We start from the raw sequence: 26,095 nt of genomic DNA, 5'->3' as shown, positions 1-26,095 counted from the left end.
CGATGCGGGCGCTTCGTTTCGAGCTAAAGGGAGAAACGGCCTTTTTCAAGAAGCCTGATGTCAACAGCTATGCCTATTTTACCTACAGCCATATTCACAAAATAGCGCTGTTGGGTCTGCTCGGGGCGGTGCTTGGCCTGGGCGGCTATCTGCAGCAATATGATGCCAATTTTCCCTTAGCCGCCAATCGCAAGAAGGCCAGGGAACTCCAAGTATTTCCCGAGTTTTATGCCGTATTACAGCAGGCCCGGATCAGCATTGTGCCTCACGGCGACCGGGGGTACTTTGCCAAGAAAATTCAAATCTTCAATAATACGGTCGGCTATGCCAGCCAGGAGGAAGGCAATGTGCTGAATGTCCGGGAACAGTGGCTGGAAAAGCCGCATTGGACGATTTACATCGCTGAGGACGGGCTGGAGGCCGCTGTGTTCGACCGATTGTCGGACGCCTTTCTGCGGTCGCAGTGCGTATATATGCCGTATCTGGGTAAGAATGACCATCCGGCGGCGATCAGTGAACCGGCGCTAGTGACCTTGGCAGCGCCCCAAGCGGTTTCGTTTATAGATTCGCTCCATCCGGGTGATACCATGCGTTGCAAGCTGCGGGGAAAGTCTAAGCCAGGTCAGGATAAATACTTCTTTAAAGAGTATATGCCGGTTGCGTTGAATGCCGAAAACAACGGCTATGTGTTCCAGCCCTTGGCGTTGACCAACCATGAAGTTGATCTGGCTTCGATTCAAGAGGCGGATGCCGGGCGGCTGTATAGTGACGGTGAGCGGGTGTTGTATTTTATATAATCGATATCCGGGATGGTTGAATATCCCGGATATTTCTATATTGAGAGAGGGGGGATAGCTTGCGTATTGAGGATTATCTGATCGAGGGGCCTGAAGAGCTACTGGCCCACACGGCCCAAAGCGGCAGCGGTAAGGCACCGGAAGCTCTGGCAGGCCACTCTGACCTGGTGTTTCATTACATGGACAAGCTGGCAAAACACAATGGATTATATGAAGCGCTGCAACGGGCGATAGATAGCCTTACGGTTGACGGACAGCCGCTCAGTGCAGCGGCGAAGGCGCTGATTGTGAAGTGGTTTAAAGCAGCCGTGTATTTGCATGACTTGGGGAAAATGAATCCCGCTTTTCAAAAGAAAAGGATGAAGAGTTTATCTATGGGAAAGCTGCGCTGTTCAGGTGATTCTTCCCATGCTCTCCTGTCAGCTTTACTATACCTGGATATTCAGCTTGACGATCTGGAGGCGACCGTTTCTGCTGTGCAGGCTGAAGAAGTGGGTTTCTTAAAGCAAATCATCTATGCTTTTGCCTATGTTATTTCGCGGCACCATACCTATTTGGGCAATGCAGAGGAAGAGAATGGTGAACATACTGATTTTGAAATGCAACTGGACAAGCTATATAAAAGTATCATAGCGAGAAAGCCGACGGTACCGGATTATGTGTATTATTACCGTTATCAGGAGCGTTTGCGTTCTAGGAATCCGATTGAACAAGTGCTGAAAAGCAGGTGTGAACGGGTAGCGGACAGTCATGGCCCGTTTCCTTTTTACATACTGACCAAACTACTTTATTCCACGTTGGCCGCCTGTGATTTTTATGCCACTCACGCGTATGACACCGGAGAAGAATTGGACTTTTTCTATTTTGGCGGGGACCGGCCTTTGCTGCCGGTATGGGAGGCTTTTCAAAATACGAGAATTTGCCGCGGCATAGCTAAGTTCCGTAATGATCCGGCTACCGCCGGTCTGAGCGGGATTAATAGACTGCGGTCTTCCTTATTTATCGACACAGAGCGGGAGCTCCTACAGAATCTGGATAAACAGCTTTATTATCTGGAAGCCCCCACCGGGGCCGGCAAGACCTATATGTCGGTCAATCTGGCCTTAACCTTGCTGAAACGTAAGCCGGAGCTTAATAAGATTGTTTATGTGTTTCCGTTTAACGCGCTGGTCGAACAGACGAAGCAAGCGTTGGATAGGATTTTCCCGCAAGCACTGCGCCAAGAGTATCCGGTGCAAGTGATCAACTCGATTACGCCCATCGTCAGCGCCAAGGAAGTGACAGTTCAAGCTAAGCAAGCAGATACCGAAGAGCCTGGCTTTGACTTCAAGGCAGTCCTGCTGCAGCGGCAAATGCTGCAGTATCCGTTGACATTAACTTCCCATGTCAACTTTTTTAACTACTTGTTTGGTATTGGCCGGGAATCCAATCTGGCCTTAACCCATTTATGCAACAGCGTGATTATCCTGGATGAGATTCAAAGTTATAAAAACTCTATCTGGAAAGAGATCATTCACTTTTTGCAGTCTTTTGCCAAGCTGCTCAATCTAAAGATCATTGTGATGTCCGCCACGCTGCCCAACTTAGACTTGCTGGTGGGGGAAGAAAACTGTACCTGCCCATTAGTTACCCAGCGGGACTTGTACTTTCAGCATCCCTTGTTTCGTGACCGGGTGGACCTGCATTTTGAACTGCTTTCGCGCTACCAGGTTATCACGGGGGACGAACTCTTAACAGAGGTGCAGCAGCAATTGGCCCAGCGGCGCGAACAGGGAAAACCTACCCGTTTGCTTATTGAATTTATCTCCAAAGGTTCGGCTCGAAGCTTTTACCGGCGGCTGCAGGCAATGAATTTGGAAATGCCCCTATTTGAATTAACCGGGGATGACAGCAATTTGGTGCGGAAAAAAGTACTGCAGCAATTGGGTACCAATGACGACGGGGAATTCTTGCTGCCTAATGCCATAGTGGTTGCTACTCAAGTGATTGAGGCTGGCGTGGATATTGACATGGACATCGGGTTTAAAGACATTTCCATTTTGGATGGTGAGGAGCAGTTTTTAGGCCGGATAAACCGGTCCTGTTTGCGGGAGGATTGCCATGCCTTCTTCTTTAACCTGGTCAAGGCCACTGGTATTTATCGCGATGATCTGCGCACACTCCAGGACCTGCAGGTTGAAGACTGCCGGCGGATGTTGCGGGATAAAAGCTTTGGCAGTTTCTATCAACTCATATTGGAGCGGATGAATGACGAACGGCAAAAAGCTAACCCGAAACACTGGAACTACTTTATTAAAAAAGTGCAGCAGTTGCAGTTTAAAGATGTGGAAAAAGACATGAGGTTAATCACAGAAAAACACTATACCTTATTTATTGCCCATCAGGTTACCTGTATAGATGAGAACGGTACGGAAGTAACGTTAGACGGAACGCAGGTCTGGGCGGAATTCAATACTTTGTTGGCCGACAGGGAAATGGAGTATTCCGAGAAACAGGTGAAACTGTCGCAACTGAGAGAAAAGATGGCTTATTTTACATTCAATTTTGGTAATCAGACTGATTCGCGATCCATAACGCCTCAGATTTATACAGAGATTGTAGGCGATATGTACTATATTGCTGATGGGGAGCGATTTATGGAGCTTGATAACCTGACCGGCGCGAAGAAATTTAATCGGGAAGGCTATATTAAAGAGGAGATGGCGTTACTGTTATGAGGTTAACAGGAACTATCGTCAACTATTACATCCATTGCAAACGCCAATGCTGGTTATTTGCCCATAAACTGAATTTTGAAGATGACAGTGAGGATGTGCGGATCGGACGTATTTTACATGAAATCCGCAGTGAGGGACGCAATAACACGGAAATCCAGCTAGAAGGTATTAAGGTGGATAAACTGACCGATGAATTTGTTGTGGAGCTGAAAAAATCCGATGCCGATGTGGCGGCAACTACCTGGCAGACCATGTACTATCTGTACATTCTTAGGCAAAAAGGGCTGGAGCGAAGGGGGCGGCTCGAGTTCCTGGAGCGTAATAAGCAAACCTATAAAACAGTGGAAGTGGAACTGAATGAGGCTTCGGAACAGAAGCTAAAAGGTCTGCTGGCGGAAATCGAGACATATTTGGCGCAGGATAAGCCGCTGCCTGCCCTACATAGCAAGAAATGTGACCGCTGTGCTTACTACGCCTATTGCTTTATTTAAGGAGAGATGAAGATGGCTAAATCGGCTCCCGTCACCCGCTATATCCGAACGCCGGGGACATTAGGGCGGGAAGACAATTCCTTAACGTTTCGCAATGAAAGAGGAATTACTCATATTCCCATCCAGGGTCTGAAGGAACTGTATTTGTTAAACGAGATTTCTTTGAATAGCAAATTGTTTTCCTTTTTGTCCATGGCGAATATTACGGTGCATTTTTTCGATTACTACGGGCAATTCCGCGGGACCTTCTATCCGAAAGAGGCACGGGTGAGCGGTAAGGTCATGCTTTTGCAGGCGAAAGCTTGCTGGGAGAATCGCCTGCCCATTGCCGCTGCTATCGTTGGTGCCATTGCGGCCAATATCCATGAGGTGCTGTATCACTATTTCAAACACGGCAACAAAGAAATAAAGCCCTATCTAGACTGGTTAAAGAAAGAGGTTCCAGAGCTATTGCCCAGGATTACCAATGTACCGATGCTGCTCAGTCTGGAAGGGGAAATATGGCGTCGCTTTTATGAGACCTTTCCTTCCATTTTGCCTGATGATTTCGTCATGAACCGCAGAGTAAAACGGCCGCCGGACAATCCGATGAATGCCCTGGTCAGCTTTGGCAATACCATATTGTATACGAAGACTATATCGCAGCTATATCATACTCATCTGGATCAGACGATTAGTTTTCTGCATGAACCAAGCGACCGGCGCTTTTCATTAAGCCTTGATTTATCGGAGCATTTTAAACCGGTCATTGTATTTAGGACTATTTTTGATTTGGTAAATAACCGCAGAATTCAAGTAGGAAAACACTTCAATAAAAAATACAACTATTGCTTATTGAATGATCCAGGTCGTGATATTTTTATTACTGCTTTGGAGGAGCGATTTCAGCAAGTTTTTGACCATAGTACCATGAAAAGAAAGGTTAGCTATCTAACAGCAATCAAATATGACGCTTATAAGTTGAAAAAGCATGTGGTCGAAGGGACACCGTTTATTCCTTTTCTGGAAAAAGAGCGGAGGTAATCGGGATGGCTAAGAATTATAACTATGTGATTCTGGTATATGACATCGGTGAAAAGCGGGTGGGTAAAGTATTTAAAATCTGTAAAAAGTATCTGGTGCCATTCCAAAAGTCGGTATTTCGGGGCGAAATCACTCCGGCTGATTTAATCAAGCTAAAAAGTGAACTGGAGAAAAAGATTGATAAAGAAGTGGATTTTGTTGCTTTGTTTAAAATGACCGGTGACTATGTATTTGATGAAGAAATTATCGGAGTCCGGCTTCATAATCAGGAAGCAATGCTACTTTAATTTTCCCAACCGTTTATTTTCCTCGAATCGTGCAAATCGAGAAGGGATAAGGCTTATAGGTGATTTTGTAACAAAGTGTCAGCGCACGCTAGGCGGCTGGAAAAATTGCGAAACTCTTATTAATGCTATATTCTAGGGCTACAGGTACTTTAGAAAAGCCTGATTTTACTGCCCTTTAGCCTCAACATAGATGTATTGAAACAGAGAAAAGCCGGGAAGCATTTCAAGCTTCTCGGCCTTTAGCCTCAACATAGATGTATTGAAACATCAAATGCTTTGCATGTTCAAACTGCCAAGTGCCACTTTAGCCTCAACATAGATGTATTGAAACTTTCATCCGAGATGTGTAGGAGTTGTGTCTCAAAGACCTTTAGCCTCAACATAGATGTATTGAAACTAGTAACGCGGTTAAAGGCAAATTGGTGAACTGGGTCCTTTAGCCTCAACATAGATGTATTGAAACTGTCGAAGGCGGCGGCACCAGACACCGGCGCGGCGCTTTAGCCTCAACATGGATGTATTGAAACTGTACGAGGCGATCAACACTAGAACTGATGAATACACTTTAGCCGTAACCTCGATGTATTGTTACATAGTTTGCAGATTTTGGTCGTGCTGTGTGTTACAATGTAAAGGTAAAAGTTTTGCCTTATAGGGACAAACTATACCATGGGTGACTTGAAGAACTTAGTGATCTGCCCACTCTGAAATCATAATGACTTTACGGGCCTTTTCCCGCAATGCTTTGTTGCCATCGGCTTATCTGTGTCCGATCGTGCGCCCCCCCTCCGCCTTGCTTTGCGAAAAAATTCCCGCGAATTCTTTTACGCTTTCAAAGTAGACAGACCACTGGCCCTGTGATTTTCCAAGACAAGGAGTCGATCTTCATATGATAATCAAACCAAAATTCCGCGGATTTGTTTGTGCTACAGCACATCCCGAGGGTTGTGCATACCTGGTAAAAAAGCAAATACAATATGTGAAAGCAGAGCAGCAGCTCGAGGGGCCTAAACGGGTTCTGGTAATTGGTGCGTCCACTGGCTATGGTCTGGCGTCAAGAATTGTGGCTGCTTTTGGTTGTGGAGCCAGTACCATCGGCGTTTCTTTGGAGAAGAATGCACTTCATAACACTACGGCAACCGCCGGGTGGTATAACACGGTCACCTTTGAGAAGGAAGCGGCGGCAGCCGGGCTGTATTCAAGAAGTATCAACGGTGATGCCTTTTCTAATGAGATTAAGGAAAAAACGATTGAACTAATCAAACAGGATTTGAAAAAAATTGATTTGGTTGTATATAGTATTGCAGCTCCCCGCCGAACCGATCCTGCTACCGGTGAAATGAGTTCTTCCGTTATTAAACCTATTGGTAAACCTTTTACCAGCAAAACGATTAATCTGAATTCCCACGACCTTTATGATGTTACCCTGGAGCCGGCCAGTGAAGAGGAAATCAGGCAGACCGTAAAGGTCATGGGGGGCGAGGACTGGCAGCTTTGGCTGGAGACGCTGGAAAATGCCGGAGTTTTGGCCGAGGGAGTAAAGACCGTCAGTTATTCTTATATCGGGCCTGAATTGACCTATCCGATTTATACAGGCGGAACCATCGGCAAGGCTAAGGAACATCTGGTGGCAACGGCAAAATTGCTGAATGATCAGCTTGAATCGGTAGGGGGCCAAGCCTTTGTTTCCGTAAACAAGGCTCTAGTCACTCAGGCCAGTGCGGCCATTCCTGTTGTACCGTTATATTTGATGCTGCTCACGAAAGTCATGGAGAGTAAAAACATAAATGAAGACTGTATAGAGCAGATCTATCGTCTATTTGCCGACAGATTGTATGCGGCGGGTGGGCGTTTCGATGAGACAACCGTAATCAGGATTGATGACCGGGAACTGCGGGAAGATGTCCAGGCGGAAGTGCTGCAGCTATGGGAGCAGGTCTGTTCGGGGAATCAGGATGTTAGCGGTGCTGTCGAGCGATTCCGCAGGGAGTTTCTAAATCTTTTTGGATTTGAATATGAGAATATAGATTATGAACAGGAAAGCGAAGCGGAGCAAGGGCATCCGCATATTCTAACTTTATAAAGCTATGTTATTTCATAACGCAGCCGAATTAAATTTTTGACGATTATAGCATTAATGTTTAATAGGTAGAAAATAGGTAATGCAGTTCATTCTTGTAATGTTAACCTGCGCGTCTGACATGAAACAGGTCAGTTCGCGCAGGTTTGATTTTTATGGAGAATATGAAAACTAATCAACTAAAATGCCGGCTGTACCGGATGCGTAAGTGTTGGGCAATATACAAAACTCTTAAAAAATTTTGATACTTCTGTTTCGATTAAAATTAACCAAAGTATAACCTGAAGTTAACATCAGAAGAAAAAGAAACATGGTACGCTAAAACAGAGGGTGAGGCGTATGTCGGATAAATTGATCAACGGTTTATTCCTGTTAGTGGCGATTGGCTATATCATTATGTGCTTCTTGCAATGGAGTATTTTTTCTGAGCCTGGTGGCATGTTTGATTTACCTGCGTCATAAAAGTGCGGTAAAGCAAGTTAAGCTATGGTGAGGGTACTTTTTGTGTTTTTTTGCCTGAAGATAGAGATGATTTTGGAGCAAATGAAGGGCTTTGTTGGAGATAGGATATCTGTGCCGTCCAACGGGCCCCTTTTGCGGAAATAGGAGAAGCAAGTCGCCAGGCAGGGAGATTATTTTTCGACATGACTTGACAAGAGTGTATAGCAGCTATACAATATTGCATATGATAGATGACAAACTAGAAATCAGTCAATTACTTCTCAACATAATAGCTGGATTTTATGAAAAAGACGCTAAAGTGAATTATTTCGATACCGATACGCTGTTATATCATTCAGAGATACATATGGTTCAGTTTATTAAAGAAAACGAAAACCTGCATCTTTCGGCAATTGCCCGCAACCTGGGTGTGACCCGTGGCGCGGTATCGCAAATGATTATGCGCCTGGAGAAGAAAGGTGTCGTGATTAAAGATTCCGATCCGAATAACAGCCGGAAGATTGTCTTGCGGCTTACTCCGAAGGGGGAAATGGCGTACCAAGGCCACAAGCGCAATCATGATTCTTATAACGCAGTTGTTAGTAAGCTATTAGAAAAGGCAGATCAAGACAACCTGGATTTTTTAAAGGATTTCCTGGAAAAATACGAAAAATCACTACACAAAACGTCTTCGCATTAAATGAGTTGAATACTATGATAATTTCCCAATGCTAATCAGAAAACTGAAGGCTGGGCAGAGATTACTCTGCGCAGCTTTTTTGTATGTATGCAGAAAGCTGCAGGGATTAGAGAAAAGGCTCATGGCGCAGATGGAACAATTAAAATAACTGGAGGGGTTAGAGTATGGGGACAATCACCAGACAAGATTATGTAACAATGGATGAAACGGAATTTAGGGCAAGATTCCGGGAAAGGGTGCATCACACGCTGGAAATTCAAACCTATTCGGCGCTGTATTACGGGAAAAAACTGTCGCCCAGACAGACCGAAACAGTAAAGGAACTGCTTGAAATCTGGCAGGAGCGGGGATTGCCGATTGATGCGGCTGATTATTCCTGGGGCCGGCAGGTGCTGCAATTCGCTGAACAGGCTCAGGCTGGAGCCACGGTTGATTTAGCTGAATTTGCGCCCCACTGGCCGGCACTGCAGGAAATCAAGAGTTTTGAGAATATCCTGTATGAACGCCGGTCGGTGCGGCACTGGACGGACCAGGAGGTGCCGGATGAGGTTATTGATAAACTTTTGAACGCCGGTTTATGGGCTGCTCACTCCTGCAACCTGCAGTCCATTCGTTACCTGGTTATACGGGAGAAAAATGAACCAGGATTATTTAAAGGCAGTGATATTCCCGGCGGACCGGTCCATATTGTTTTGCTGCAGGATGAACGGGTTTACCGGGCCAATGCACTGATGCCGGTAAAAAACCGCTTGCTTGATTGCGGGGCGGCAGCGCAGAATATTGTGCTGGCAGCCCACGCTTATGGTCTGGGCGGTGTCTGGCTCACTTTCAATACAGAAGATATGATCGAGCGCCTTAATGAACGTTTTAACCTGCCGGAATACATAAAGGTAGTAACCTATGTCGATGTCGGCTATCCCGATCAGAATCCGGCACCACCGAAACGATTGAGTCTGCCGGAAGTAGTCTTTGCCAGGATATAAATATAAGAGTAATACGGTTCCCAGTCAATAGACGGAAAAAGCCTCAAGAGAAAAATAAATAAAAAAGGATGATAGACATGAAACGAGTTCGTTATGGTCTACTGGTTGTGCTGACAGTAATTATGGCGGTACTGATGGGCGGCTGCGGCGGTTCCCAAGATGCAAAAAGCGAAGCAGACAATGCTCTTTATGTGGGAGTTGCCGGTCCTTTCAGCGGTGACGGGGCCGAATACGGTGCTATGTGGAAAAAAGGTTTGGAAATTGCCGCAGAGGAGATTAATGCCAAGGGCGGGATTAAAGGACGGCCGATTAAATTGATTTACGAAGACAGCCAGGCCGATCCGAAGCAGGCAGCCAGCATCGCGCAAAAGTTTGTACAGGACGAACGGATCATCGCCGAGTTGGGTGATTTCTCCACCAATGCCACCTGGTCGGCTTCACCGATTTATCAAAAAGCCGGTTTGGTTCAGTTTGCCTTTAATCCATCCCACCCGGAACTGACGAAATACGGTGATTACGTATTCCAGCTTTGCCCGACCCAGGCTGATCAGGCCATTGCCATGGCTAACTTGGCTACGGACAAGCTAAAAGCGAAAAAAGTTGCTGTACTGTTCCTGAATACCGACTTTGGCAAGGCCGTAAAAGACAATGCCGTAAACGCTCTGCTTGCCAAACAGGCGGAAGTGGTGGCCACCGAGGCTTACTTGAGTACCGATAAAGACTTTAAAGCCCAACTGACCAAAGTAAAAGAATTGAATCCGGATGTGATCATTCTGGGATCTTACTACACCGATACGGCCTTGATTATGAAACAGGCCAGGGACCTGGGCGTAAAAGCTACTTTTATCGCCTCTTCCTCGGTACATTCCCCGGCGTTACTTTCCCTTGGCGGTGATGCCGTCAACGGACTGATAACTTTGTCGGTATTTAATATGGGTGCTCCTGGCGAGACATTGCAGCATTTTATCGCGAAATATCAGGAAAAGTACGGTATCAACGAACCGGATACTTTTGCCGTACAAGCGTATGATGCCTTGCGGCTGATTGCCAATGCCGCCGAAAAAAGTGCCGAACAGGGAGATATTACGCGAAAATCTATCCGCGAGGAATTAGCGAAGACCAAAGGTTTCCCGGCTGCGTCGCAGAGCCTGATCACGTATAGTCCGACGCGGCAGCTAAGTCAGCCGGAACTATTCCCTATTGTGGTAAAAGACGGGAAATTTGTTCCTTATAATTTATAAAGCTACAGAACAGGAAGGAGGGCCAGCGTATGCTATGGCAGCAAATCATTAACGGGTTAACGTTAGGCAGCATGTATGCGCTGCTGGCAGTAGGCTTTGCCCTAATCTGCGGCATACTGAAAATGATCACTTTTGCCCATGGTGAAGTTTTCATGGTTGGCGCTTTTGCCGGACTCACGGTAATTACGGCCTTTCATTTTGGGCCTCTGGGAGGGCTGATGGCTGCAATAGCAGCCGCCGTACTAGTAGGACTGCTGACGGAACGGATTGCTTTTCGTCCGTTCCGGAACGGGTCGCCGCTTTCACCGGCCTTGATAACCATCGGGCTTTCCATTATTCTACAGGCCGGCGTATTATTGCTGGCCGGTGCGGATACGAAGTCCTTTCCTTATGATATAGGTATCTATATGTTTAACATCGGGGGGACCGTGATCTCCGGGATTGAAATCATCGTGATTGGATTGACGTTGTTATTGATGGCGGCGCTGCAATTATTCATCCATAAAACCCGCTGGGGCTTGGCACTTCGCGCTACGTCCATGCATTTTGACGGGGCAAGCTTAATGGGCGTAAACACCAATCAGGTGGTTGCTTTATCCTTTGCTTTGGCCTCGGCCCTGGCCGGTATTGCCGGACTATTGGTTGGTGCCTACTATGGAGCCTTTTATCCGCGGATGGGAGTCATCCTTTCGCTTAAAGCACTGGCAGCCGCTACTTTAGGTGGTATTGGCAGCGTAAGCGGGGCGATGATCGGGTCGCTCTTATTGGGACTTATCGAAAGCTTAACTGTGGCGTATATTTCAGCCGGTTACCGGGATGTCATTGCTTTTGCCGTATTGATTGCGGTATTGCTGATTCGTCCGTCCGGCTTGGTTGGGCGCGTTGAGGAGGAAAAAGTATGATGAGACAGCCGGTTAGATTAACTTTATGGGCAACAGCCGGCATATTGGCTGTTATGCCGTTGCTGATGGATGATCAGTATGTCTTCCATGTGCTTACCCTGGCAGGCATTTATGCCATATTAGCGCTTAGTCTGAACTTATTGCTGGGCAGTACCGGGCTTTTTTCTCTGGGACATGCCGCCTTTTACGGCATAGGCGCCTATGCTTCGGCCCTACTGACGCTAAAATTGGATCTGCCGTTTAGCCTGGCTTTTGTGCTTAGCGGCGTGATTGCCGCATTGCTGGGCGGACTGATTGCTTACCCGGCTTTGCGGCTAAAAGGTATTTTTCTGGCGATTGGCACCATGGGCTTCAATGAAATTGTCCGCTTGCTGACGATCAATCTGGACTGGCTGACCGGCGGCCCGGCGGGACTGCCCGGTATCCCGGTTCCCGAAATTTTTGGTATTACCATAAGTCAGCCCAGAGATTACTATATCTGTATCCTGACTCTGGTTGCGATTACGTATGCTATTCTTCGAGCGTTGCTGGCCAGTCGGACCGGCCGGGCGCTGCTGGCCATTCGCGATGATGAAATCGCGGCCCGGTCGGTGGGCATTGATTTGACCAGTTATAAGGTAGGAGCCTTCGTCCTGGCAACTTTTTTTGCCGGACTGGCCGGCAGCTTTTTTGCCCACTATCTGACGTATATCAGTCCTGATAATTTTGGTCTGAATGAATCGTTTGCCATACTGGCCATGATTGCCTTTGGCGGGATCGGCAATTTTACCGGCTCGGTCATCGGAGCATTTTTGCTGGTGATCATTCCGGAAGCCTTTCGCTTTTTACAGGAATACCGGGAACTGATTTACGGCTTTACCATTGTAATTACCATGCTGTTGTTGCCGGCAGGTATTACCGGCTGGTATCCGTGGTCCAGGCCCGGGAAAAAGACACCGGGTAAAGAGGCGCTTGCTGCCAAGGGGGAGGATTAAGACATGGCATTAGTTGAAATACGGAAAATCACGAAAACCTTTGGCGGCCTTGTGGCGCTGCAGGACATTGATATGACGGTGGCCGCCGGCGAAATTCACGGCTTAATCGGACCCAACGGAGCAGGCAAGACAACGTTGTTTAATGTGCTGTCGGGAAATTATAAGGCTTCCTCCGGTAGTTTTGTGTTTGATGGACAGGAGGTCATTCAGCTTCGCAATGATGAACGGGTAGGGCTGGGGATTGTGCGGACCTTTCAGAATATCCGTTTGTTTACTTCCATGACCGTGCTGGACAATGTAAAACTAGGCTTTCACCGGCGGACATTTGCCAATTGGGTTACCTCCATTTTTAAAACCGGCAAGGTGCGCAGCGAAGAACAGTTTGTAAAGCAGCGCAGCCTGGAATTGCTCGAGCAGCTCGGGCTGCAAGACCTGGCGCAGGAGAAGGCGAGAAACCTGTCTTACGGTGATCAGCGGCGGCTGGAGATCGCCCGGGCTTTAGCTATGAAGCCACGACTACTGTTGTTGGATGAACCGGCAGCCGGTCTAAACGAGTCGGAAGTAAAAAAACTGCTGGAACGTATTCAGGAAATACGAAATATGGGAATTACCATTATTCTGGTTGAACATGACATGAGCCTGTTGATGTCGGTTTCAGACCGGATTACCGTACTGGCCCATGGACGAAAGATTGCCGAAGGAACCCCTAAGGAAGTACAGGTTAATCCCCGTGTGATTGCTGAGTATCTGGGGAAGGGGGCGTAACATGCTGCGCGTAGAAAACTTGCAGGCCTGGTACGGCCATGTGCAGGCCATCCACGGCATCAGCCTGGAGGTAGGCAAAGGCGAACTGGTTACCCTCATCGGCTCAAACGGGGCCGGCAAATCAACTACCTTAAAGAGTATTATAGGACTGATACAAAAACGGGAAGGCGTCATTTTCTTTGATGGCCGGGATATTTCCCGTTATATGCCGGCCAATAGTTTGGCCGCTGGGATTGCGCTGGTTCCGGAGGGACGATGGATATTCCCGGATCTTACTGTAGAAGAAAATCTCAAGATGGGGTCTTTCCTGCAGAAAAATGGCCGGGAGATTGCCGTGACGTTGGAAGAGCAGTTCGAACTCTTTCCGATTCTAAAAGAGCGGCGCAAACAAAAAGGAGGAACGCTAAGCGGCGGCGAGCAGCAAATGCTGGCCATTTCCCGGGCGTTGATGAGTAAGCCGTCCTTGCTGTTTCTGGATGAACCTTCTTTGGGGCTGGCACCGCAGCTGGTGCAAAGTATCTTTTCCTTAATAAAAAAACTCAACAAAGCAGGGGTTTCCATTCTGTTGGTAGAGCAAAATTCCACAATGGCCTTAGGTATTGCCGACAGGGGGTATGTAATCGGCTCAGGCAAAGTGCTTTTGACCGGAACGGCCCGGGACTTACTGAATGATCCCAAAGTACAACAGGCTTATCTTGGCTATAATGATGCAGGTGGAGGGATTTAAATGTCGGAAGATTTGATGTTCCGAAAGGAAGCGGCGGCGCAGGTCCGTCAGATGGGGCGGATGATGGCAGCGCTTTATTACCACATGAGCCGGGAAGTGGTAGCGGCAGTCGGAAAGGAACAGGCCAAGGAAATTATTAGTAAGGCCATTTGGGCCTTAGGGCGGGAACGGGGTGAGCAGCAAAAGGACAGAGTGCTGGCGGCAGGATATGAGCATCTACCGCAAAACTATGGAAAGCTGCCTGATTTACCTTCCTTAGGCTGGGATACGGAAAAAGCGGCAGAGGCGGAAAACGATACCCATATTCGAATTACCTATTGTCCTTTTGCCGAAGTCTGGCAGGAAAAAAACTTTGCCGAACTGGGACGGCTGTACTGTTATATTGATCAGGCCAAGTACCAGGGTTTTCATCCTGACAGCGATATGGTAACTCTGAAAAATGTGTTGGAGGGCGACGGGTATTGTGAAATGGTGTGCCGGACTAAAGTGCCGGATGGCAAATAGCTGGCAATATGACGTTGCACGGCGGTGCAAAAATCTACAAGCCGGCTCATTGAACCGATAGTTGGTTTCCTGTGGTAATACGGTTATGAGACGGGTTGGCAGGCAGGGAGGAAAGCCGGTGGACAGAAAAGAACCGGGAACGGTCTCTATCTATACTATTATGGCCGAATTGTTTGCGGCGCTGGCAGAAGAGGTAGTGACGCGTTTTGGCAGTGAGGGGGAACTGGCTGTACGGCAGGCAGTGCGGAACTTTGGTGAGATGCGTGGCCGGCGCATTGCCGAGAATGCCAGACAGTCCGGTAAAGACAATACTGTGGCTAATTATTTGCCCTTTTATGATATGGAACGTTCGCTGCTGTTTACTGCGGAGAGCCAGACAGGAGCAAACGAAGTCCGGCAATGTTTTAGCAAATGTATATTTGCCGATGCCTGGAAGAATTTACAGGCGGAACGGTATGGCCTGCTGTATTGCGAAGAAATCGATCCGGCTATTGCCAGAGGGTTTAATTCTTCCTTGCAGTGTGAGCATAAGGAGTATTTGCTAAAAGGAGATACTCAATGTACCTTTCGCTTTTTTCATGATGAATAAACGGGGTATGTTGATTTTTGCCCGTTAGGTACAAAAAAGGTTGTCAAAAACGCATTGGTTTTGACAACCTTTTTTGTTTTGGAATTTAAAAGGGATGAGAAGAGGGAACGATTTAGCTAGTAACAAATAAAACAGAAAAAAATATATTTGCCCGCCGGCATGATGATTCGCTTAAACCGGCAGGAATATGGACTTGTTTCTGGAAATTGGGTTATTATAAATAGGAAAAAATGCACGTAGGGAGGGGGATAAAATGAAAATTAAATGGTTGGGGCATTCCTGTTTTTTATTTACTTCCGGTAGTGGTGTGAAAGTTTTAACAGATCCTTTCGATAGTTCGGTAGGGTATAAAGTGCCGGCAGTTGCGGCGGATATTGTCACCACAAGTCATGAGCATTTTGACCATAACTATACACAAGCGGTGCAGGGAGAATTTTTTCATGTCCATGAGACGGGGCATGTAGCCCATAAGGAGATTGAAATTACCGGTATTGCCGCTTTTCATGATGGGGAAGGCGGTACTCAGCGTGGTAAGAACAGGATATATACCTTTGCTATTGATGGAATCCATATATGCCATTGCGGTGATTTGGGGCATGGCTTGACGCCGGAGCAGCTACGCGAAATTGGCCCTGTTGATATTTTATTGATTCCGGTAGGCGGATTTTATACCATCGGGCCGGCTGAGGCAGTGGAAGTTATCCATAGTCTGCAGCCTGCGGTTACTATCCCCATGCACTTTAAAACGGAAGCCGTTCAATTGCCGATTGGCGGGGTAGAAGCTTTCTTGCAACAGATCGGCGGCGGACAGCGTCTGGGTAAACAGGAAGTCGAGCTTACTAAGGAAAGCCTGGCTTCTATGCCTTCAGTACTGGTTTTGGAATATAAATAGAGCAGACTAAGCTAAGCAAGCCTGTGCGTCTGACAGTTGAAAAAGGTCAGGCTGCGCAGGTTTGATTTTACTTGTCGAAGGTAGCAGAAGTGGCCGGCCGGCGATGGTTTTCCTATAAAGGAGAGATGAACCCCGTGAGACTGGAGGAATTGATTAATCAATACCAGTACGAATTGAATCAAACCGACCATATTATCTGGAAGTATATCTATCATCATAAAAACGAATGCCGCAGAATGTCGGTACATCAACTGGCAGCGGCCTGCAATGTTTCCAGTACGACGGTTGTGCGGTTTGCGCAGAAATTATCCCTCGACGGTTTTAGTGATTTAAAAGCGCTGCTGAAAATGGAAAGAGAATATACGTTATGTACGGAAGAGGATGCGGTAAAAAAGATTATCGATCATTATCAGCGCGTCAGCCAGGATATGGCCAAGAAAAGTTTCCAGCGGATGAGTGAGCTTTTATATCGTGCAGAACGTATTATTGCTTATGGCTCCGGCTATGTGCAAAGCAATGTTGTTAAAGAGTTAAAGAGACTGTTTTTATTTGACAAAGTACTGATTTATGAAATACAAGGCAAGGATGAACTCACTTCGGTCGTGAAGATGCTGACACCGGACGACCTTGTTATTATTGTATCGTTAAGTGGCGAAACTCCCCTGGCGGTGGAAGTGGCACAACAGCTTAAACTGCAGGGAGTGCCGCTGGTTTCCATTACCCGCCTGCAGGAAAATTCCCTGGCGGCGCTGAGTACTGAGAACATTTATGTTGAAACGTCGGAGTTTCATCTTTATGCCGATCAAAGCCTTCCGACGTACAAATCCATGATGATTTATTTTCTGGTTATTGAGATATGGTTTATCCGATACCAGGCATATAAAAAAAGACAATTGCAATTGCAAGAAAAAGAATCGGAAGAAGAAGTTTTTTGAAAAAACCGGCAGGGACAACGTTCCTGCCGGCTTTTTTTGACTTGTAACAAAGTACGGAAAATGGAACAAAATCCAGAGTGGTAACGGATATCCGGAATGCGGCAAATCCATTGATGATCGCTGCGAAATACTTTATGATGAGGGAGAAATCCCGGGATGGATTACGTTGAAAGGATAAACAACCATGAAAAAATCATCTGTTGTTATAGCCGGTGGTGGCAGTACGTTTACCCCCGGTATTGTTTTAATGCTGCTTGAACATCTGGAACGGTTTCCAATCCGGCAAATCAAATTCTATGATAATGACGCTAAACGGCAGGAGATTATCGGCAAAGCCTGTGAGATTTTACTAAAGGAAAGAGCACCGGAAATTACTTTTAGTTATACCACCGATCCGGAGAAAGCCTTTACTGATGTGGATTTTGTTATGGCCCATATCCGGGTCGGCAAATATGCCATGCGGGAACAGGATGAGAAAATTCCAATGCGTTATAACGTGCTGGGGCAGGAAACCTGCGGTCCTGGCGGAATCGCTTATGGCATGCGTTCGATTGGCCCTATTATTGAAATCATTGATTTTATGGAGAAGTATTCGCCTGACGCCTGGATGCTTAACTACTCCAATCCGGCCGCCATTGTTGCCGAAGCTACCAGACGGCTTCGTCCAACCTCCCGAATTATCAATATTTGCGATATGCCTGTCGGCATAGAAGACCGGATGGCGGGGATACTCGGACTAAAAAGCCGCAAGGAGATGCAAGTGAAGTATTACGGCTTGAATCATTTTGGCTGGTGGAGCGATATCCGCGATCAAGCCGGCCATGATTTAATGCCCAGGCTGAAGGAGCATGTAGCAAAGCATGGCTATATTGTCAGACCGGAGGCTGAACAGGAAACCGAACCCAGTTGGAACGATACGTTTGCCAAAGCGAAGGATGTGTATGCGGTAGAGCCGGATACGCTGCCCAACACGTATTTAAAATATTATTTATTTCCCGACTATATTGTCAAGCATACCGATCCGAACCATTCCAGAGCCAATGAAGTCATGGAGCACAGAGAGAAAAATGTTTTTGCGGCAGCCCGTGCTGTGATTGAAAAAGGAACGGCCAAGGACTGTCGGTTTACCGCTGATGACCACGCGTCCTACATTGTTGATTTGGCCGACGCGATCGCGTCCAATACCAAGGCACGGATGCTGCTGATTGTTGAAAATGGCGGTTCCATTGAGAACTTTGACCCTACGGCCATGGTGGAAATTCCCTGTATCGTCGGCTCGGACGGCTATGAAAAAGTGTGTATCGGCAGAATTCCTCGCTTCCAGAAAGGATTAATGGAACAGCAGGTAGCTGTTGAAAAACTGGTGGTAGAAGCCTGGATTAACGGCAGTTATCAAAAGTTATGGCAGGCACTGACTTTATCCAAAACAGTGCCCAGTGCTGCTGTGGCTAAGCAAATTCTGGACGATTTAATGATTGCTAACCAGAGCTACTGGCCGGAATTAAAATAACAGGCTGAATGTTTGGATATTGGACTGGTATGACCAAAATACAGGAGGAAAAAGTCTTCCGGCCGCAGTTCAATATCCAATTATTTTTTGACATGTATTTTTAGAAATTTGATTCTATTTCGATAAGTTTTGCAGCCCAAAACAACGTAGAGCCACTTTCCATATTGTTTTTTTGCAGCAGTGTGTTTGATTTTAAAGGAGGGTTACTATGGCGATTAACCAGGATGTAATAATGCAAAAGGTGCAACGGTTTGGCGGTGCCATGTTTACACCGGTTTTGCTATTTTCTTTCTTCGGTATTATGGTTGCCTTGTCGATATTGTCCAAAAATCCCGATATTGTAGGCAGCCTGGCTCATAAAGGAACTCTATGGTATGATTTCTGGTTTATTGTGGAGCAAGGTGCGTGGACGGTTTTCAGTCAAATGCCGCTTTTATTTGTTATTGCCCTGCCAATCGGTTTAGCACAAAAGAATCACGCCCGAGCCTGTATGGAGTCCTTTGTTATTTACATAGTTTTTAACTATTATGTCTCGGCGATGCTGACACTGTGGGGTCCTGAGTTTGGTGTGGATTTTACCAAGGCAGCCGTCAGCGGTTCAGGCTTGGCGATGATCGCCAATATTAAAACACTGGATTTTGGCATGCTTGGCGCCATTTTTATTGCGGCTATAACGGTATATTTGCATAATCGTTTTTTTGATGTCAACCTGCCTGATTTTCTTGGCGTATTTAAAGGATCTTCGCTGGTAGTCATTGTCGGGTTCTTTGCTATGCTGCCGGTAGCATACCTCTTTTGTCTTGTTTGGCCCCATATTCAGATGGGAATTGCTTCTCTCCAGGAATTTCTTAAATTGAGCGGTGTTTTTGGAGTATGGCTGTATACTTTCCTGGAACGGATCCTGATACCAACAGGACTGCATCATTTTATCTACACGCCTTTCATTTTTGGACCGGCTGTTGTCGATGGCGGAATTAAGCAATATTTTTTCCAACATTTAAATGAGTTTTCTACAACAGCCCATTCATTAAAGGAAATGTTTCCGCAGGGTGGTTTTGCCCTGCACGGTTCTTCCAAAATGTTTGGTTCCATCGGGATTGCTCTGGCCATGTATGTCACAGCTAAACCGGCCAAGAAAAAAGCTATTGCCGGACTTTTGATCCCGGCTACCCTGACAGCCCTGCTTTGCGGCATTACCGAACCGCTGGAGTTTACTTTTTTGTTTGTTGCACCGTTATTGTTTGCCGTGCATGCCGTTTTAGCGGCGACGCTGGCTGCCGTTTCTTATTCCTTTGGCGTGGTCGGTGATTTTGGCAGCGGTCTTATTGAAAATGCCGTATTGAATTGGATACCGTTATTTAAGTACCATATGTCTACATATATTATCCAGTTTATTATTGGCTTTATTTTTACCGGTATCTATTTTGTCACGTTCCGGTTTTTAATTTTACATTTTGATTTCAAGACCCCGGGGCGTACGGATGAGGAAGAAGACAGATTATATACGAAGGCTGATTATAAGGCAAAACAGGCTATAGCAGCAGGATTTGACCTTGACGAAAGAGACAGGAAGGCAGCGGCCTTCTTGGCTGCCTTGGGCGGCAAAGAAAACATTGAGGAAGTCACAAACTGTGCAACACGGCTGAGGGTTACCGTTAAAAACGGTAAATTGGTGCAAGATACAAAGGTTTTTGTCGAGGGCGGCGCCCATGGGCTGGTATGCAAGGGCAATGCCGTACAAGTCATTGTCGGGCTTTCGGTACCGCAAGTACGGGAGCGGTTTGAAGCTTTGCTGATAACAACGCCACAGGACATGGACGCTCAGGGAAATAGGAACAAGAGTGCAACGCTAAAAGCCTTTGTTTCCGGCCAGGTGATTCCCATGACCGAAGTAAAGGATGAAATGTTTTCGCAAAAAATGATGGGGGACGGCGTGGCCATTTGGCCGGACAATCAGGTAGTAACCGCTCCGGCCGATGGTGAAATTACCATGGTTACCGGTCAATCCGGACATGCCATCGGCATGAAATTGAAAAACGGGCTGGAAATTCTGCTGCATGTCGGTCTTGATACGGTGAATATGTCCGGAGAAGGTTTTACAGTATTCGTTGAACCGGGACAAAAGGTGCAGGCCGGTACCGAACTGGTCCGGTTTGATCGTAAACGGATCGAGGAAAAAGGTTATTCGCCGGTTGTTATTATGGCAGTTACTAATTTTGACCAGTATCCGATGCTGAGTTTTTATTCCGGTGTGCGAGCCGAAGCCAATAAGACCGTAGTTGCGACTTATTAAAGACACCAACCCGTTGATGTAATGAATCTGCCTGCATGACAAGAGATTTTTTCGTCTGGCAAAGAAGTAAGACAATCATAGGTGCCTTTAAACGTAAAAACAGCCCAAGAGCCTTAAAGATAAGGCTCTTGGGCTGTTTATTCTACCACTGCTTGTTGTTTTATAGACTATGGTCTGTTATTTGGCAAAACGGGCTAGCATACCTTCCAGCATCCGGGCGTGGCGGGCTTCATCTTTAGCCGACTCATTGAAGTAATCTCTGGCCGTTTCAAGGCCCAGCTCCTGTGCTTTATCGGCTGCCTGTTTCTTGCCTTGGTTGGCGAAAGTTTCACCGTCCAGCATTTGACGGAGATTTTCAAATAAATCTTCCTGAATCATACCGTTAAACTCGGCAAAGCGGGCAGCATGCTCCGCTTCTTCCCAAGCAATTGTTTTTAACACTTCGGCAATTTCCGGATAACCCTGCCGCTGTGCCAATCTGGCAATAGCCAGATAAAGCCCGGCTTCGGAAGTTTCACCGGTGAAATTCTGTTTTACCATTCTTTCCAGTTCGGTTCCTTTTGTTTCGCCGATTATATTTTCAACAGTCAATTCTCTTTTCATTGTATTTGCCCCCTTTTTAGTGTCGGCGTTGAACGCTATGTAAAATTTTATCTGCCATTTCGGCGTTAACCTTTTGAATATCGTTTAAATACAAGAGCGTGCTTCCCCTGTATTCCTGGACTTCACCCAGCAAGATGATTTCCAGACTGGAGCGGATGATATTAATAATACAGTCTTCATCATGATAGACATTACAGTTGCGGCATTGATTTAGCAAAAAACCAATGGCGTTCACCACTGTGTCAGTATCATACAGCTTGGTGTCGTTATATGGGAGGGCCTGCATTCCGTTCGTAATAAAATCGTCTTTTTGTTTAAGCACTGTCAAAAGCGATTTTTTACAAAAGCCGATTAAGCAGTCCTCCTGCTTACATTGAAGGCAAAACTCTTCTCCCAAACAGCAATTGCCAATTTCGGTAATCAAAGCATCGACTTGCAATTGTATTACCTCCTTAATAAATTTAGGAAAATTTCCTATTATATTTAGAAAAACTTTCCATAAATATTTTATTACTAATAATTGTTTTCTACAAGTATTTTTTGTTGATTTTTGCATAAATGTCAGGAATGATGCGGTAACTTCGATTATATTGCATGTGGAGAAGGTTACTGAGCCCTACTATAAGTTTGAAAACCTTTTTAATCTATTAGCGAAGAATGGAAGGATTTTGAAATATTTTGGAGAATTTATGAAATAAAAACAAAATATGGTTATTTTTTGTCGAGCTGCCGAAATAAAAATATATTGCTGAGAGGTGAGTAGATGGCAAAACGGCTAAAGCGGGACATTCCTATTAGCATTACGGTACAGTGCATATGAGAATCTTACAGTACAGGCAGGTTGATCTCACAATGTGGAGAAATATAGCAGGATAAGTTGGAGTTTCTTCTAAAAACAATTGATTTTTTAGTACGGGAAAGCTAGGTTCTCATTTTAACTAAGGGATGGTATCGGTGAAGAAAAAGACATTGCGCGGTGAATTGCTGATATGGACGTTTATAGCAGGTATCGTTCCGTTTATTATTGGCAGCTTGTATATTGAAAAAACAGTTTCTAAACAGGTCCGGGAGGACTTTGGTGCTTACGCGCAGAGCGTGGTAAGCAAGGTGCATACCCGGATTAATGATGGTGCCATCAAACCGGCCTTCGAAGCGGTAACGCTTTTAGGGACTGATAATACTGTGGTGAAAATGGTAGGGGATATTGGCAGTAGGCAAATTACTGTTTCTGACAAGCTGGATCATAATTTTTCAAAATATGCCCGTATATTTTCCGAGATGATGGGGATTGGACTGGGGACAGAACAGGGTGGTTATTTTGAATATCCGAGCTATTTTACAGAGCCAGGCTATGATCCGAGAACCAGGCCTTGGTATCAGGAAGCCATGAAACATAACGGGGCTTATCTGACTGATCCGTACATTATGCATACAACCGGTGAAATGGTTATGTCGGTGGCCAAAGTGGTAGAAAAAGATGGAGTTCCCATAGGCGTGGTTGTTGCCGGATGGAATTTAATTGAGATTCAAAAAGAAGTGGAAGAGCTTAAAATCGGCCTGAGCGGCTATGTTATGGTTTTGAACAATAATAACAAGATTATCGTATCACCCAGAAATAAGGACTGGCTGATGAAAACACCGGACGAGCTGGGGTTGCCGGCCATTTTATCAAATGAGGCTAATGGCAATATTCAGAAGGTAACCCTGGAAGGAAAGCCCCAACTGATATGTGTAAATAAATCAGAAGAATCGGGCTGGAAAGTCATTGCGGTTATGGAGGAAGAGGAGTTGCATAAAAAGGTAAGCGCCATTGTATTTCCCGTTCTGCTCACTTATTTTGCCACACTGGTCAGTATTCTTGGCTTTATTTTTATAGTGACTCAAAGGTATGTAGTGGGACCCATCCGAAGCTTGCAGGAGGGGGCTGCCGCGATTGCTGACGGTAATTTAACAGCCCGGGTGAAGAATCAGGAGCACGATGAATTCGGGATTCTGGCAACGGCATTTAATCATATGGCCGGCGCTTTGCAGGATAGCTTTGCCAAAATACAGGAACAGAATGTCATGCTGTATAAAAGAGAAAAAGAGTTTCAGACCTTGGTGGAAAATGCCCAGGACATTATTTTGCGGATTGACCGTCAGGGAAGGATTACTTATATTAATCCGGTTTTTGGCCTGTATTCTTCGCAGCCGGTGGAAGCGCTGTTCGGTCAGAATTTTAAAATACTGGGCATGCCGGAGCTGTTTCAGAAAAAAGTGGAAGCTATGCTGCAACTGGATAAGGCGGGCTTCCAGGAACAGGTAGTGGAATTTGGGTTTACTGCTAGAGCGGGAAGCGTGTATTGGCTGCAGGCCCATATAATACCGGAGTTCTATGACCGGCAGCAGCCGGATACCATTCTTTCGGTTATTCGCAATATTACGCAGCAGCGGGAAATGGAAAAGCAGATAGCCCGTTTGGATAAATTGAGTCTTGTCGGTGAAATGGCTGCCGGTCTGGCTCATGAGGTGCGCAATCCAATGACCACGGTGAGAGGCTTTTTGCAGATGTTGGCTCGCAAAAATCCCGATTCGCCCAACCTTGCTTACTATGACATCATGATTGCCGAATTGGATCGTACCGATGGCATCATTAAAGAGTACTTGTCGTTAGCTAAAAATAAGGCGATTCACCGGGCGCCGGCCAATCTCAATGACATTATCCGGGCAATAGCGCCGCTTATGCAGGCCGATGCGACTATACATAATAAAGAGGTATGCCTGCAATTGGAAGAAATCCCGGATCTGTTGCTGGATAAGCAGGAAATCCATCAATTGTTGCTCAACATGGTTCGTAATGGTTTGGAGGCAATGTCGGAAAAGGGAACGGTATGTATCAAAACATATCGTGAAGGAATGGAAGTCGTGTTGTCGGTAGCCGATCAGGGTACAGGCATCAAAAAAGAGGTGTTGGAGCATCTGGGTATACCCTTTCATACCACAAAAGATAATGGCATTGGTCTGGGATTAGCTGTTTGCTATAGTATAGCAGCAAGGCACCAAGCCCAGATTCGTGTGGAAAGCAGTAACCAGGGAACCGAATTTTTTGTCCGTTTTCCTGTTTTAATATAAGCTTGGTGAAGGAGAGATGAGAATGGAGCCTCATTTTCACTACGAGATCAAGTTTTTGAAGCCACAACATTTGCCGGAAATTTTAACACTGCAGAATTTAGTCATAGAGAATTTGCCTGATAAAGAGTGTTATTACCAGGAGCCCTTGGCTTTTTTTGAAAAGGTACTGGCCGATGGGAAAAATTGTTTAGGCCTTTTTGAGGCAGGAGACTTGATTGGGTTTCATATGGCTTGCTTGCTGGAGGGAAACGAAGCCATCGGTGTGGATATCGGTCTTGGCGGCAGCGAGGTATCCCTAATTGTACAGTGGGGGCCTACCGCTATTCATCCGAAATATCGTCAACAGGGCTTACTGAAAATGCTGGCTGATCATCATTTGAAAATCTTCAGGGACAGAGGATACGAGCATATTTGTCTTACTATTGCGCCGCAGAACTATGCTTCTTTGTCTTCAGCCATACGACAAGGCTTTCTAATTAAACGTTTAACATATAAATTTGGTCATTTGCTCAGATATGTGCTGCATTTGGATTTGAAGCGTCCTTGTAAAGCACCGGTCTGTCAAGTCAGAGTGACTGGCTCCGATCTGGAATCTCAACAGTTTTTACTAAGCTTAGGCTTTTATGGTTCCGGTGTGCTGCGTAGCCAGGCGGAAACAGAACTTTTGTTCGGCCATGACGGCTTTAGTGGCGACAGCTTCCGGAAATCTGTTGTAAGGAGGCAATGTTCATGAAAACTTGCGGTATCATAGGTGGAATGGGACCGGATGCCACATCGCTGTTTTACATGAAATTGATAAGGAATTTTCAAAACCGGGAAAGTTATCCGCCGGTATTGCTGTATAGTGTACCGGAACCTTTTCAGGCTGCCGATGCCTGGATTAAAGAGAACCAGGGCGGTGACTATTTGCAAAAGCTGATTTTGGAAGGTGTCCGTTTATTGGGGCCGCGGGTGGACTTTATTGTAATACCCTGCAACACGGCCCATATGTTTATGCCCCACATCAGGCAGGTGGCGTCTGTCCCGGTGATCAACATGATTGAAGAAACCTGCGCTTATATTCAGCTTCGTAAAAGATGGAATAAAGTTGGCGTATTGGCTTCCACGGCAACGATTCAATCTGGCTTATATACCTATGAATTGCATCAACGCGATATCGAACCCGTTCTGCCGGACCAAAGTCAGCAAGAACTGTTGGCAGCCATTATTATGCACATTGTTAAAGGTCAGTTTTTGTCCAAGGATCGTACGGCCCTCCAGCGAATGGTTGCGTCATTGCTGGCCCGGGGAGCCGAGGGAGTCCTGCTGGCTTGTACCGATTTGCCGGTGCTGTTGCCGAATAGTTATGCTAATCCGGTGCTGCTGGATGCCATGGATGTATTGGCGGAAGTAGCCAGTGCCTGGGTTCTGGAGGAGTCCAACGGATTGTCTATAGCAGGTTATATTCCTGTGCCGGAGCACCGGAATCATTTGTTTCAGCGGCTATAGAAAGAAAAGAGCAGGTTGCCGGGTTTCAAGCCGGCAACCTGC

Annotated in this window: 24 protein-coding genes and 1 CRISPR repeat array; of the genes, 22 read left to right on the top strand and 2 right to left on the bottom strand. The window is 46.2% G+C overall.

The annotated features are described in order from the left end of the window. The first annotated feature begins 2 nt into the window (after nucleotides 1-2). The 19 genes from cas5b (at nucleotide 3) to BMW43_RS11140 (ending at nucleotide 20,851) form a co-directional block, all read left to right on the top strand. Nucleotides 3-797, top strand: a complete 795-nt coding sequence (gene cas5b / locus BMW43_RS11230; RefSeq protein WP_091747198.1) for a type I-B CRISPR-associated protein Cas5b — start codon at nucleotides 3-5, stop codon at nucleotides 795-797. Nucleotides 798-856: 59 nt separating this feature from the next. Further along, nucleotides 857-3,514 (top strand): CRISPR-associated helicase/endonuclease Cas3, encoded by a 2,658-nt coding sequence (locus BMW43_RS11225; protein WP_091747195.1) that lies wholly within the window; start codon nucleotides 857-859, stop codon nucleotides 3,512-3,514. Next, nucleotides 3,511-4,005 carry a CRISPR-associated protein Cas4 gene (locus BMW43_RS11220; protein ID WP_091747192.1) on the top strand — a complete coding sequence of 165 codons (495 nt, stop codon included), beginning with the start codon at nucleotides 3,511-3,513 and terminating at the stop codon, nucleotides 4,003-4,005. Before BMW43_RS11225 ends, BMW43_RS11220 begins: the two co-directional genes overlap by 4 nt. Nucleotides 4,006-4,017: 12 nt before the next feature. After that, nucleotides 4,018-5,028: a type I-B CRISPR-associated endonuclease Cas1b gene (gene cas1b, locus BMW43_RS11215; RefSeq protein WP_091747190.1), complete on the top strand. Its 1,011-nt coding sequence runs from the start codon at nucleotides 4,018-4,020 to the stop codon at nucleotides 5,026-5,028. A gap of 5 nt (nucleotides 5,029-5,033) precedes the next feature. Next, a complete protein-coding gene (gene cas2, locus BMW43_RS11210) occupies nucleotides 5,034-5,315 on the top strand; it encodes a CRISPR-associated endonuclease Cas2 (protein ID WP_091747187.1) in 282 nt (93 codons plus the stop codon). 173 nt (nucleotides 5,316-5,488) lie between these two features. After that, a CRISPR array of direct repeats spans nucleotides 5,489-5,842; the repeat unit is 29 nt; unit sequence CTTTAGCCTCAACATAGATGTATTGAAAC. A gap of 362 nt (nucleotides 5,843-6,204) precedes the next feature. After that, nucleotides 6,205-7,398 (top strand): enoyl-ACP reductase FabV, encoded by a 1,194-nt coding sequence (fabV, locus tag BMW43_RS11205; RefSeq protein ID WP_091747184.1) that lies wholly within the window; start codon nucleotides 6,205-6,207, stop codon nucleotides 7,396-7,398. Nucleotides 7,399-8,080: 682 nt separating this feature from the next. Beyond that, nucleotides 8,081-8,536 (top strand): MarR family winged helix-turn-helix transcriptional regulator, encoded by a 456-nt coding sequence (locus tag BMW43_RS11200; RefSeq protein ID WP_091747291.1) that lies wholly within the window; start codon nucleotides 8,081-8,083, stop codon nucleotides 8,534-8,536. Nucleotides 8,537-8,700: 164 nt separating this feature from the next. Then, nucleotides 8,701-9,519, top strand: coding sequence for a nitroreductase family protein (locus BMW43_RS11195; RefSeq protein ID WP_091747182.1), 819 nt, complete (start codon nucleotides 8,701-8,703; stop codon nucleotides 9,517-9,519). 77 nt (nucleotides 9,520-9,596) lie between these two features. Continuing rightward, on the top strand, nucleotides 9,597-10,760 hold the full coding sequence (locus tag BMW43_RS11190; protein ID WP_177173559.1) for an ABC transporter substrate-binding protein: 1,164 nt from the start codon (nucleotides 9,597-9,599) through the stop codon (nucleotides 10,758-10,760). A 29-nt stretch (nucleotides 10,761-10,789) separates the two neighbouring features. After that, nucleotides 10,790-11,662, top strand: a complete 873-nt coding sequence (locus BMW43_RS11185) for a branched-chain amino acid ABC transporter permease (protein ID WP_091747176.1) — start codon at nucleotides 10,790-10,792, stop codon at nucleotides 11,660-11,662. After that, entirely contained in the window at nucleotides 11,659-12,636 is a 978-nt protein-coding gene (locus BMW43_RS11180) for a branched-chain amino acid ABC transporter permease (protein WP_091747173.1), read from the top strand. The genes BMW43_RS11185 and BMW43_RS11180 overlap by 4 nt, the downstream gene beginning before the upstream one ends. 3 nt (nucleotides 12,637-12,639) lie before the next feature. Further along, nucleotides 12,640-13,401: an ABC transporter ATP-binding protein gene (locus BMW43_RS11175; RefSeq protein WP_091747170.1), complete on the top strand. Its 762-nt coding sequence runs from the start codon at nucleotides 12,640-12,642 to the stop codon at nucleotides 13,399-13,401. Between the two features lies 1 nt (nucleotide 13,402). Further along, nucleotides 13,403-14,128, top strand: coding sequence for an ABC transporter ATP-binding protein (locus tag BMW43_RS11170; protein ID WP_091747167.1), 726 nt, complete (start codon nucleotides 13,403-13,405; stop codon nucleotides 14,126-14,128). Further along, nucleotides 14,129-14,632, top strand: coding sequence for an L-2-amino-thiazoline-4-carboxylic acid hydrolase (locus tag BMW43_RS11165; RefSeq protein WP_091747164.1), 504 nt, complete (start codon nucleotides 14,129-14,131; stop codon nucleotides 14,630-14,632). A 118-nt stretch (nucleotides 14,633-14,750) separates the two neighbouring features. Beyond that, nucleotides 14,751-15,221: an L-2-amino-thiazoline-4-carboxylic acid hydrolase gene (locus tag BMW43_RS11160; RefSeq protein WP_218140656.1), complete on the top strand. Its 471-nt coding sequence runs from the start codon at nucleotides 14,751-14,753 to the stop codon at nucleotides 15,219-15,221. Between the two features lie 253 nt (nucleotides 15,222-15,474). Then, entirely contained in the window at nucleotides 15,475-16,113 is a 639-nt protein-coding gene (locus BMW43_RS11155; protein WP_091747158.1) for an MBL fold metallo-hydrolase, read from the top strand. A gap of 71 nt (nucleotides 16,114-16,184) precedes the next feature. After that, the gene (locus tag BMW43_RS11150; RefSeq protein ID WP_245732374.1) at nucleotides 16,185-17,048 is read left to right on the top strand and encodes a MurR/RpiR family transcriptional regulator; all 864 of its coding nucleotides are present in this window, start codon (nucleotides 16,185-16,187) and stop codon (nucleotides 17,046-17,048) included. A gap of 184 nt (nucleotides 17,049-17,232) precedes the next feature. Continuing rightward, nucleotides 17,233-18,558 (top strand): 6-phospho-alpha-glucosidase, encoded by a 1,326-nt coding sequence (locus tag BMW43_RS11145; protein ID WP_091747152.1) that lies wholly within the window; start codon nucleotides 17,233-17,235, stop codon nucleotides 18,556-18,558. Nucleotides 18,559-18,766: 208 nt separating this feature from the next. Continuing rightward, nucleotides 18,767-20,851, top strand: a complete 2,085-nt coding sequence (locus tag BMW43_RS11140) for an alpha-glucoside-specific PTS transporter subunit IIBC (RefSeq protein WP_091747149.1) — start codon at nucleotides 18,767-18,769, stop codon at nucleotides 20,849-20,851. Between the two features lie 177 nt (nucleotides 20,852-21,028). On the opposite strand, the gene BMW43_RS11135 is transcribed toward BMW43_RS11140, so the two are convergent. Then, entirely contained in the window at nucleotides 21,029-21,454 is a 426-nt protein-coding gene (locus BMW43_RS11135) for a ferritin-like domain-containing protein (protein ID WP_091747145.1), read from the bottom strand. 16 nt (nucleotides 21,455-21,470) lie between these two features. Then, nucleotides 21,471-21,893: a hypothetical protein gene (locus tag BMW43_RS11130; protein WP_218140655.1), complete on the bottom strand. Its 423-nt coding sequence runs from the start codon at nucleotides 21,891-21,893 to the stop codon at nucleotides 21,471-21,473. Between the two features lie 515 nt (nucleotides 21,894-22,408). Between BMW43_RS11130 and BMW43_RS11125 the strand changes: the two genes are divergently transcribed. Genes BMW43_RS11125 through BMW43_RS11115 form a run of 3 tightly spaced genes read left to right on the top strand, consistent with a single transcriptional unit; the run spans nucleotide 22,409 to nucleotide 26,053 of the window. Beyond that, entirely contained in the window at nucleotides 22,409-24,565 is a 2,157-nt protein-coding gene (locus BMW43_RS11125; RefSeq protein ID WP_177173558.1) for a PAS domain-containing sensor histidine kinase, read from the top strand. Between the two features lie 22 nt (nucleotides 24,566-24,587). Continuing rightward, a complete protein-coding gene (locus tag BMW43_RS11120; protein WP_177173557.1) occupies nucleotides 24,588-25,298 on the top strand; it encodes a GNAT family N-acetyltransferase in 711 nt (236 codons plus the stop codon). Further along, the gene (locus BMW43_RS11115) at nucleotides 25,295-26,053 is read left to right on the top strand and encodes an aspartate/glutamate racemase family protein (RefSeq protein ID WP_091747136.1); all 759 of its coding nucleotides are present in this window, start codon (nucleotides 25,295-25,297) and stop codon (nucleotides 26,051-26,053) included. Before BMW43_RS11120 ends, BMW43_RS11115 begins: the two co-directional genes overlap by 4 nt. Nucleotides 26,054-26,095 lie beyond the last annotated feature (42 nt).

The sequence above is a fragment of the Propionispora vibrioides genome (assembly GCF_900110485.1).
GTDB classification, from domain to species: domain Bacteria; phylum Bacillota; class Negativicutes; order Propionisporales; family Propionisporaceae; genus Propionispora; species Propionispora vibrioides.
This window is presented reverse-complemented; position numbering and strand designations above follow the sequence as displayed.

Coding starts and splice junctions, on each gene's coding strand:
- BMW43_RS11145 (WP_091747152.1), top strand. CDS start 17,233: ATGAAAAAATCATCTGTTGTTATAGCCGGTGGTGGCAGTACGTTTACC.
- fabV (WP_091747184.1), top strand. CDS start 6,205: ATGATAATCAAACCAAAATTCCGCGGATTTGTTTGTGCTACAGCACAT.
- BMW43_RS11155 (WP_091747158.1), top strand. CDS start 15,475: ATGAAAATTAAATGGTTGGGGCATTCCTGTTTTTTATTTACTTCCGGT.
- BMW43_RS11190 (WP_177173559.1), top strand. CDS start 9,597: ATGAAACGAGTTCGTTATGGTCTACTGGTTGTGCTGACAGTAATTATG.
- BMW43_RS11135 (WP_091747145.1), bottom strand. CDS start 21,454: ATGAAAAGAGAATTGACTGTTGAAAATATAATCGGCGAAACAAAAGGA.
- BMW43_RS11185 (WP_091747176.1), top strand. CDS start 10,790: ATGCTATGGCAGCAAATCATTAACGGGTTAACGTTAGGCAGCATGTAT.
- BMW43_RS11170 (WP_091747167.1), top strand. CDS start 13,403: ATGCTGCGCGTAGAAAACTTGCAGGCCTGGTACGGCCATGTGCAGGCC.
- BMW43_RS11195 (WP_091747182.1), top strand. CDS start 8,701: ATGGGGACAATCACCAGACAAGATTATGTAACAATGGATGAAACGGAA.
- cas1b (WP_091747190.1), top strand. CDS start 4,018: ATGGCTAAATCGGCTCCCGTCACCCGCTATATCCGAACGCCGGGGACA.
- BMW43_RS11140 (WP_091747149.1), top strand. CDS start 18,767: ATGGCGATTAACCAGGATGTAATAATGCAAAAGGTGCAACGGTTTGGC.
- cas5b (WP_091747198.1), top strand. CDS start 3: ATGCGGGCGCTTCGTTTCGAGCTAAAGGGAGAAACGGCCTTTTTCAAG.
- BMW43_RS11200 (WP_091747291.1), top strand. CDS start 8,081: ATGATAGATGACAAACTAGAAATCAGTCAATTACTTCTCAACATAATA.
- BMW43_RS11115 (WP_091747136.1), top strand. CDS start 25,295: ATGAAAACTTGCGGTATCATAGGTGGAATGGGACCGGATGCCACATCG.
- BMW43_RS11165 (WP_091747164.1), top strand. CDS start 14,129: ATGTCGGAAGATTTGATGTTCCGAAAGGAAGCGGCGGCGCAGGTCCGT.
- BMW43_RS11120 (WP_177173557.1), top strand. CDS start 24,588: ATGGAGCCTCATTTTCACTACGAGATCAAGTTTTTGAAGCCACAACAT.
- BMW43_RS11220 (WP_091747192.1), top strand. CDS start 3,511: ATGAGGTTAACAGGAACTATCGTCAACTATTACATCCATTGCAAACGC.
- BMW43_RS11175 (WP_091747170.1), top strand. CDS start 12,640: ATGGCATTAGTTGAAATACGGAAAATCACGAAAACCTTTGGCGGCCTT.
- cas2 (WP_091747187.1), top strand. CDS start 5,034: ATGGCTAAGAATTATAACTATGTGATTCTGGTATATGACATCGGTGAA.
- BMW43_RS11180 (WP_091747173.1), top strand. CDS start 11,659: ATGATGAGACAGCCGGTTAGATTAACTTTATGGGCAACAGCCGGCATA.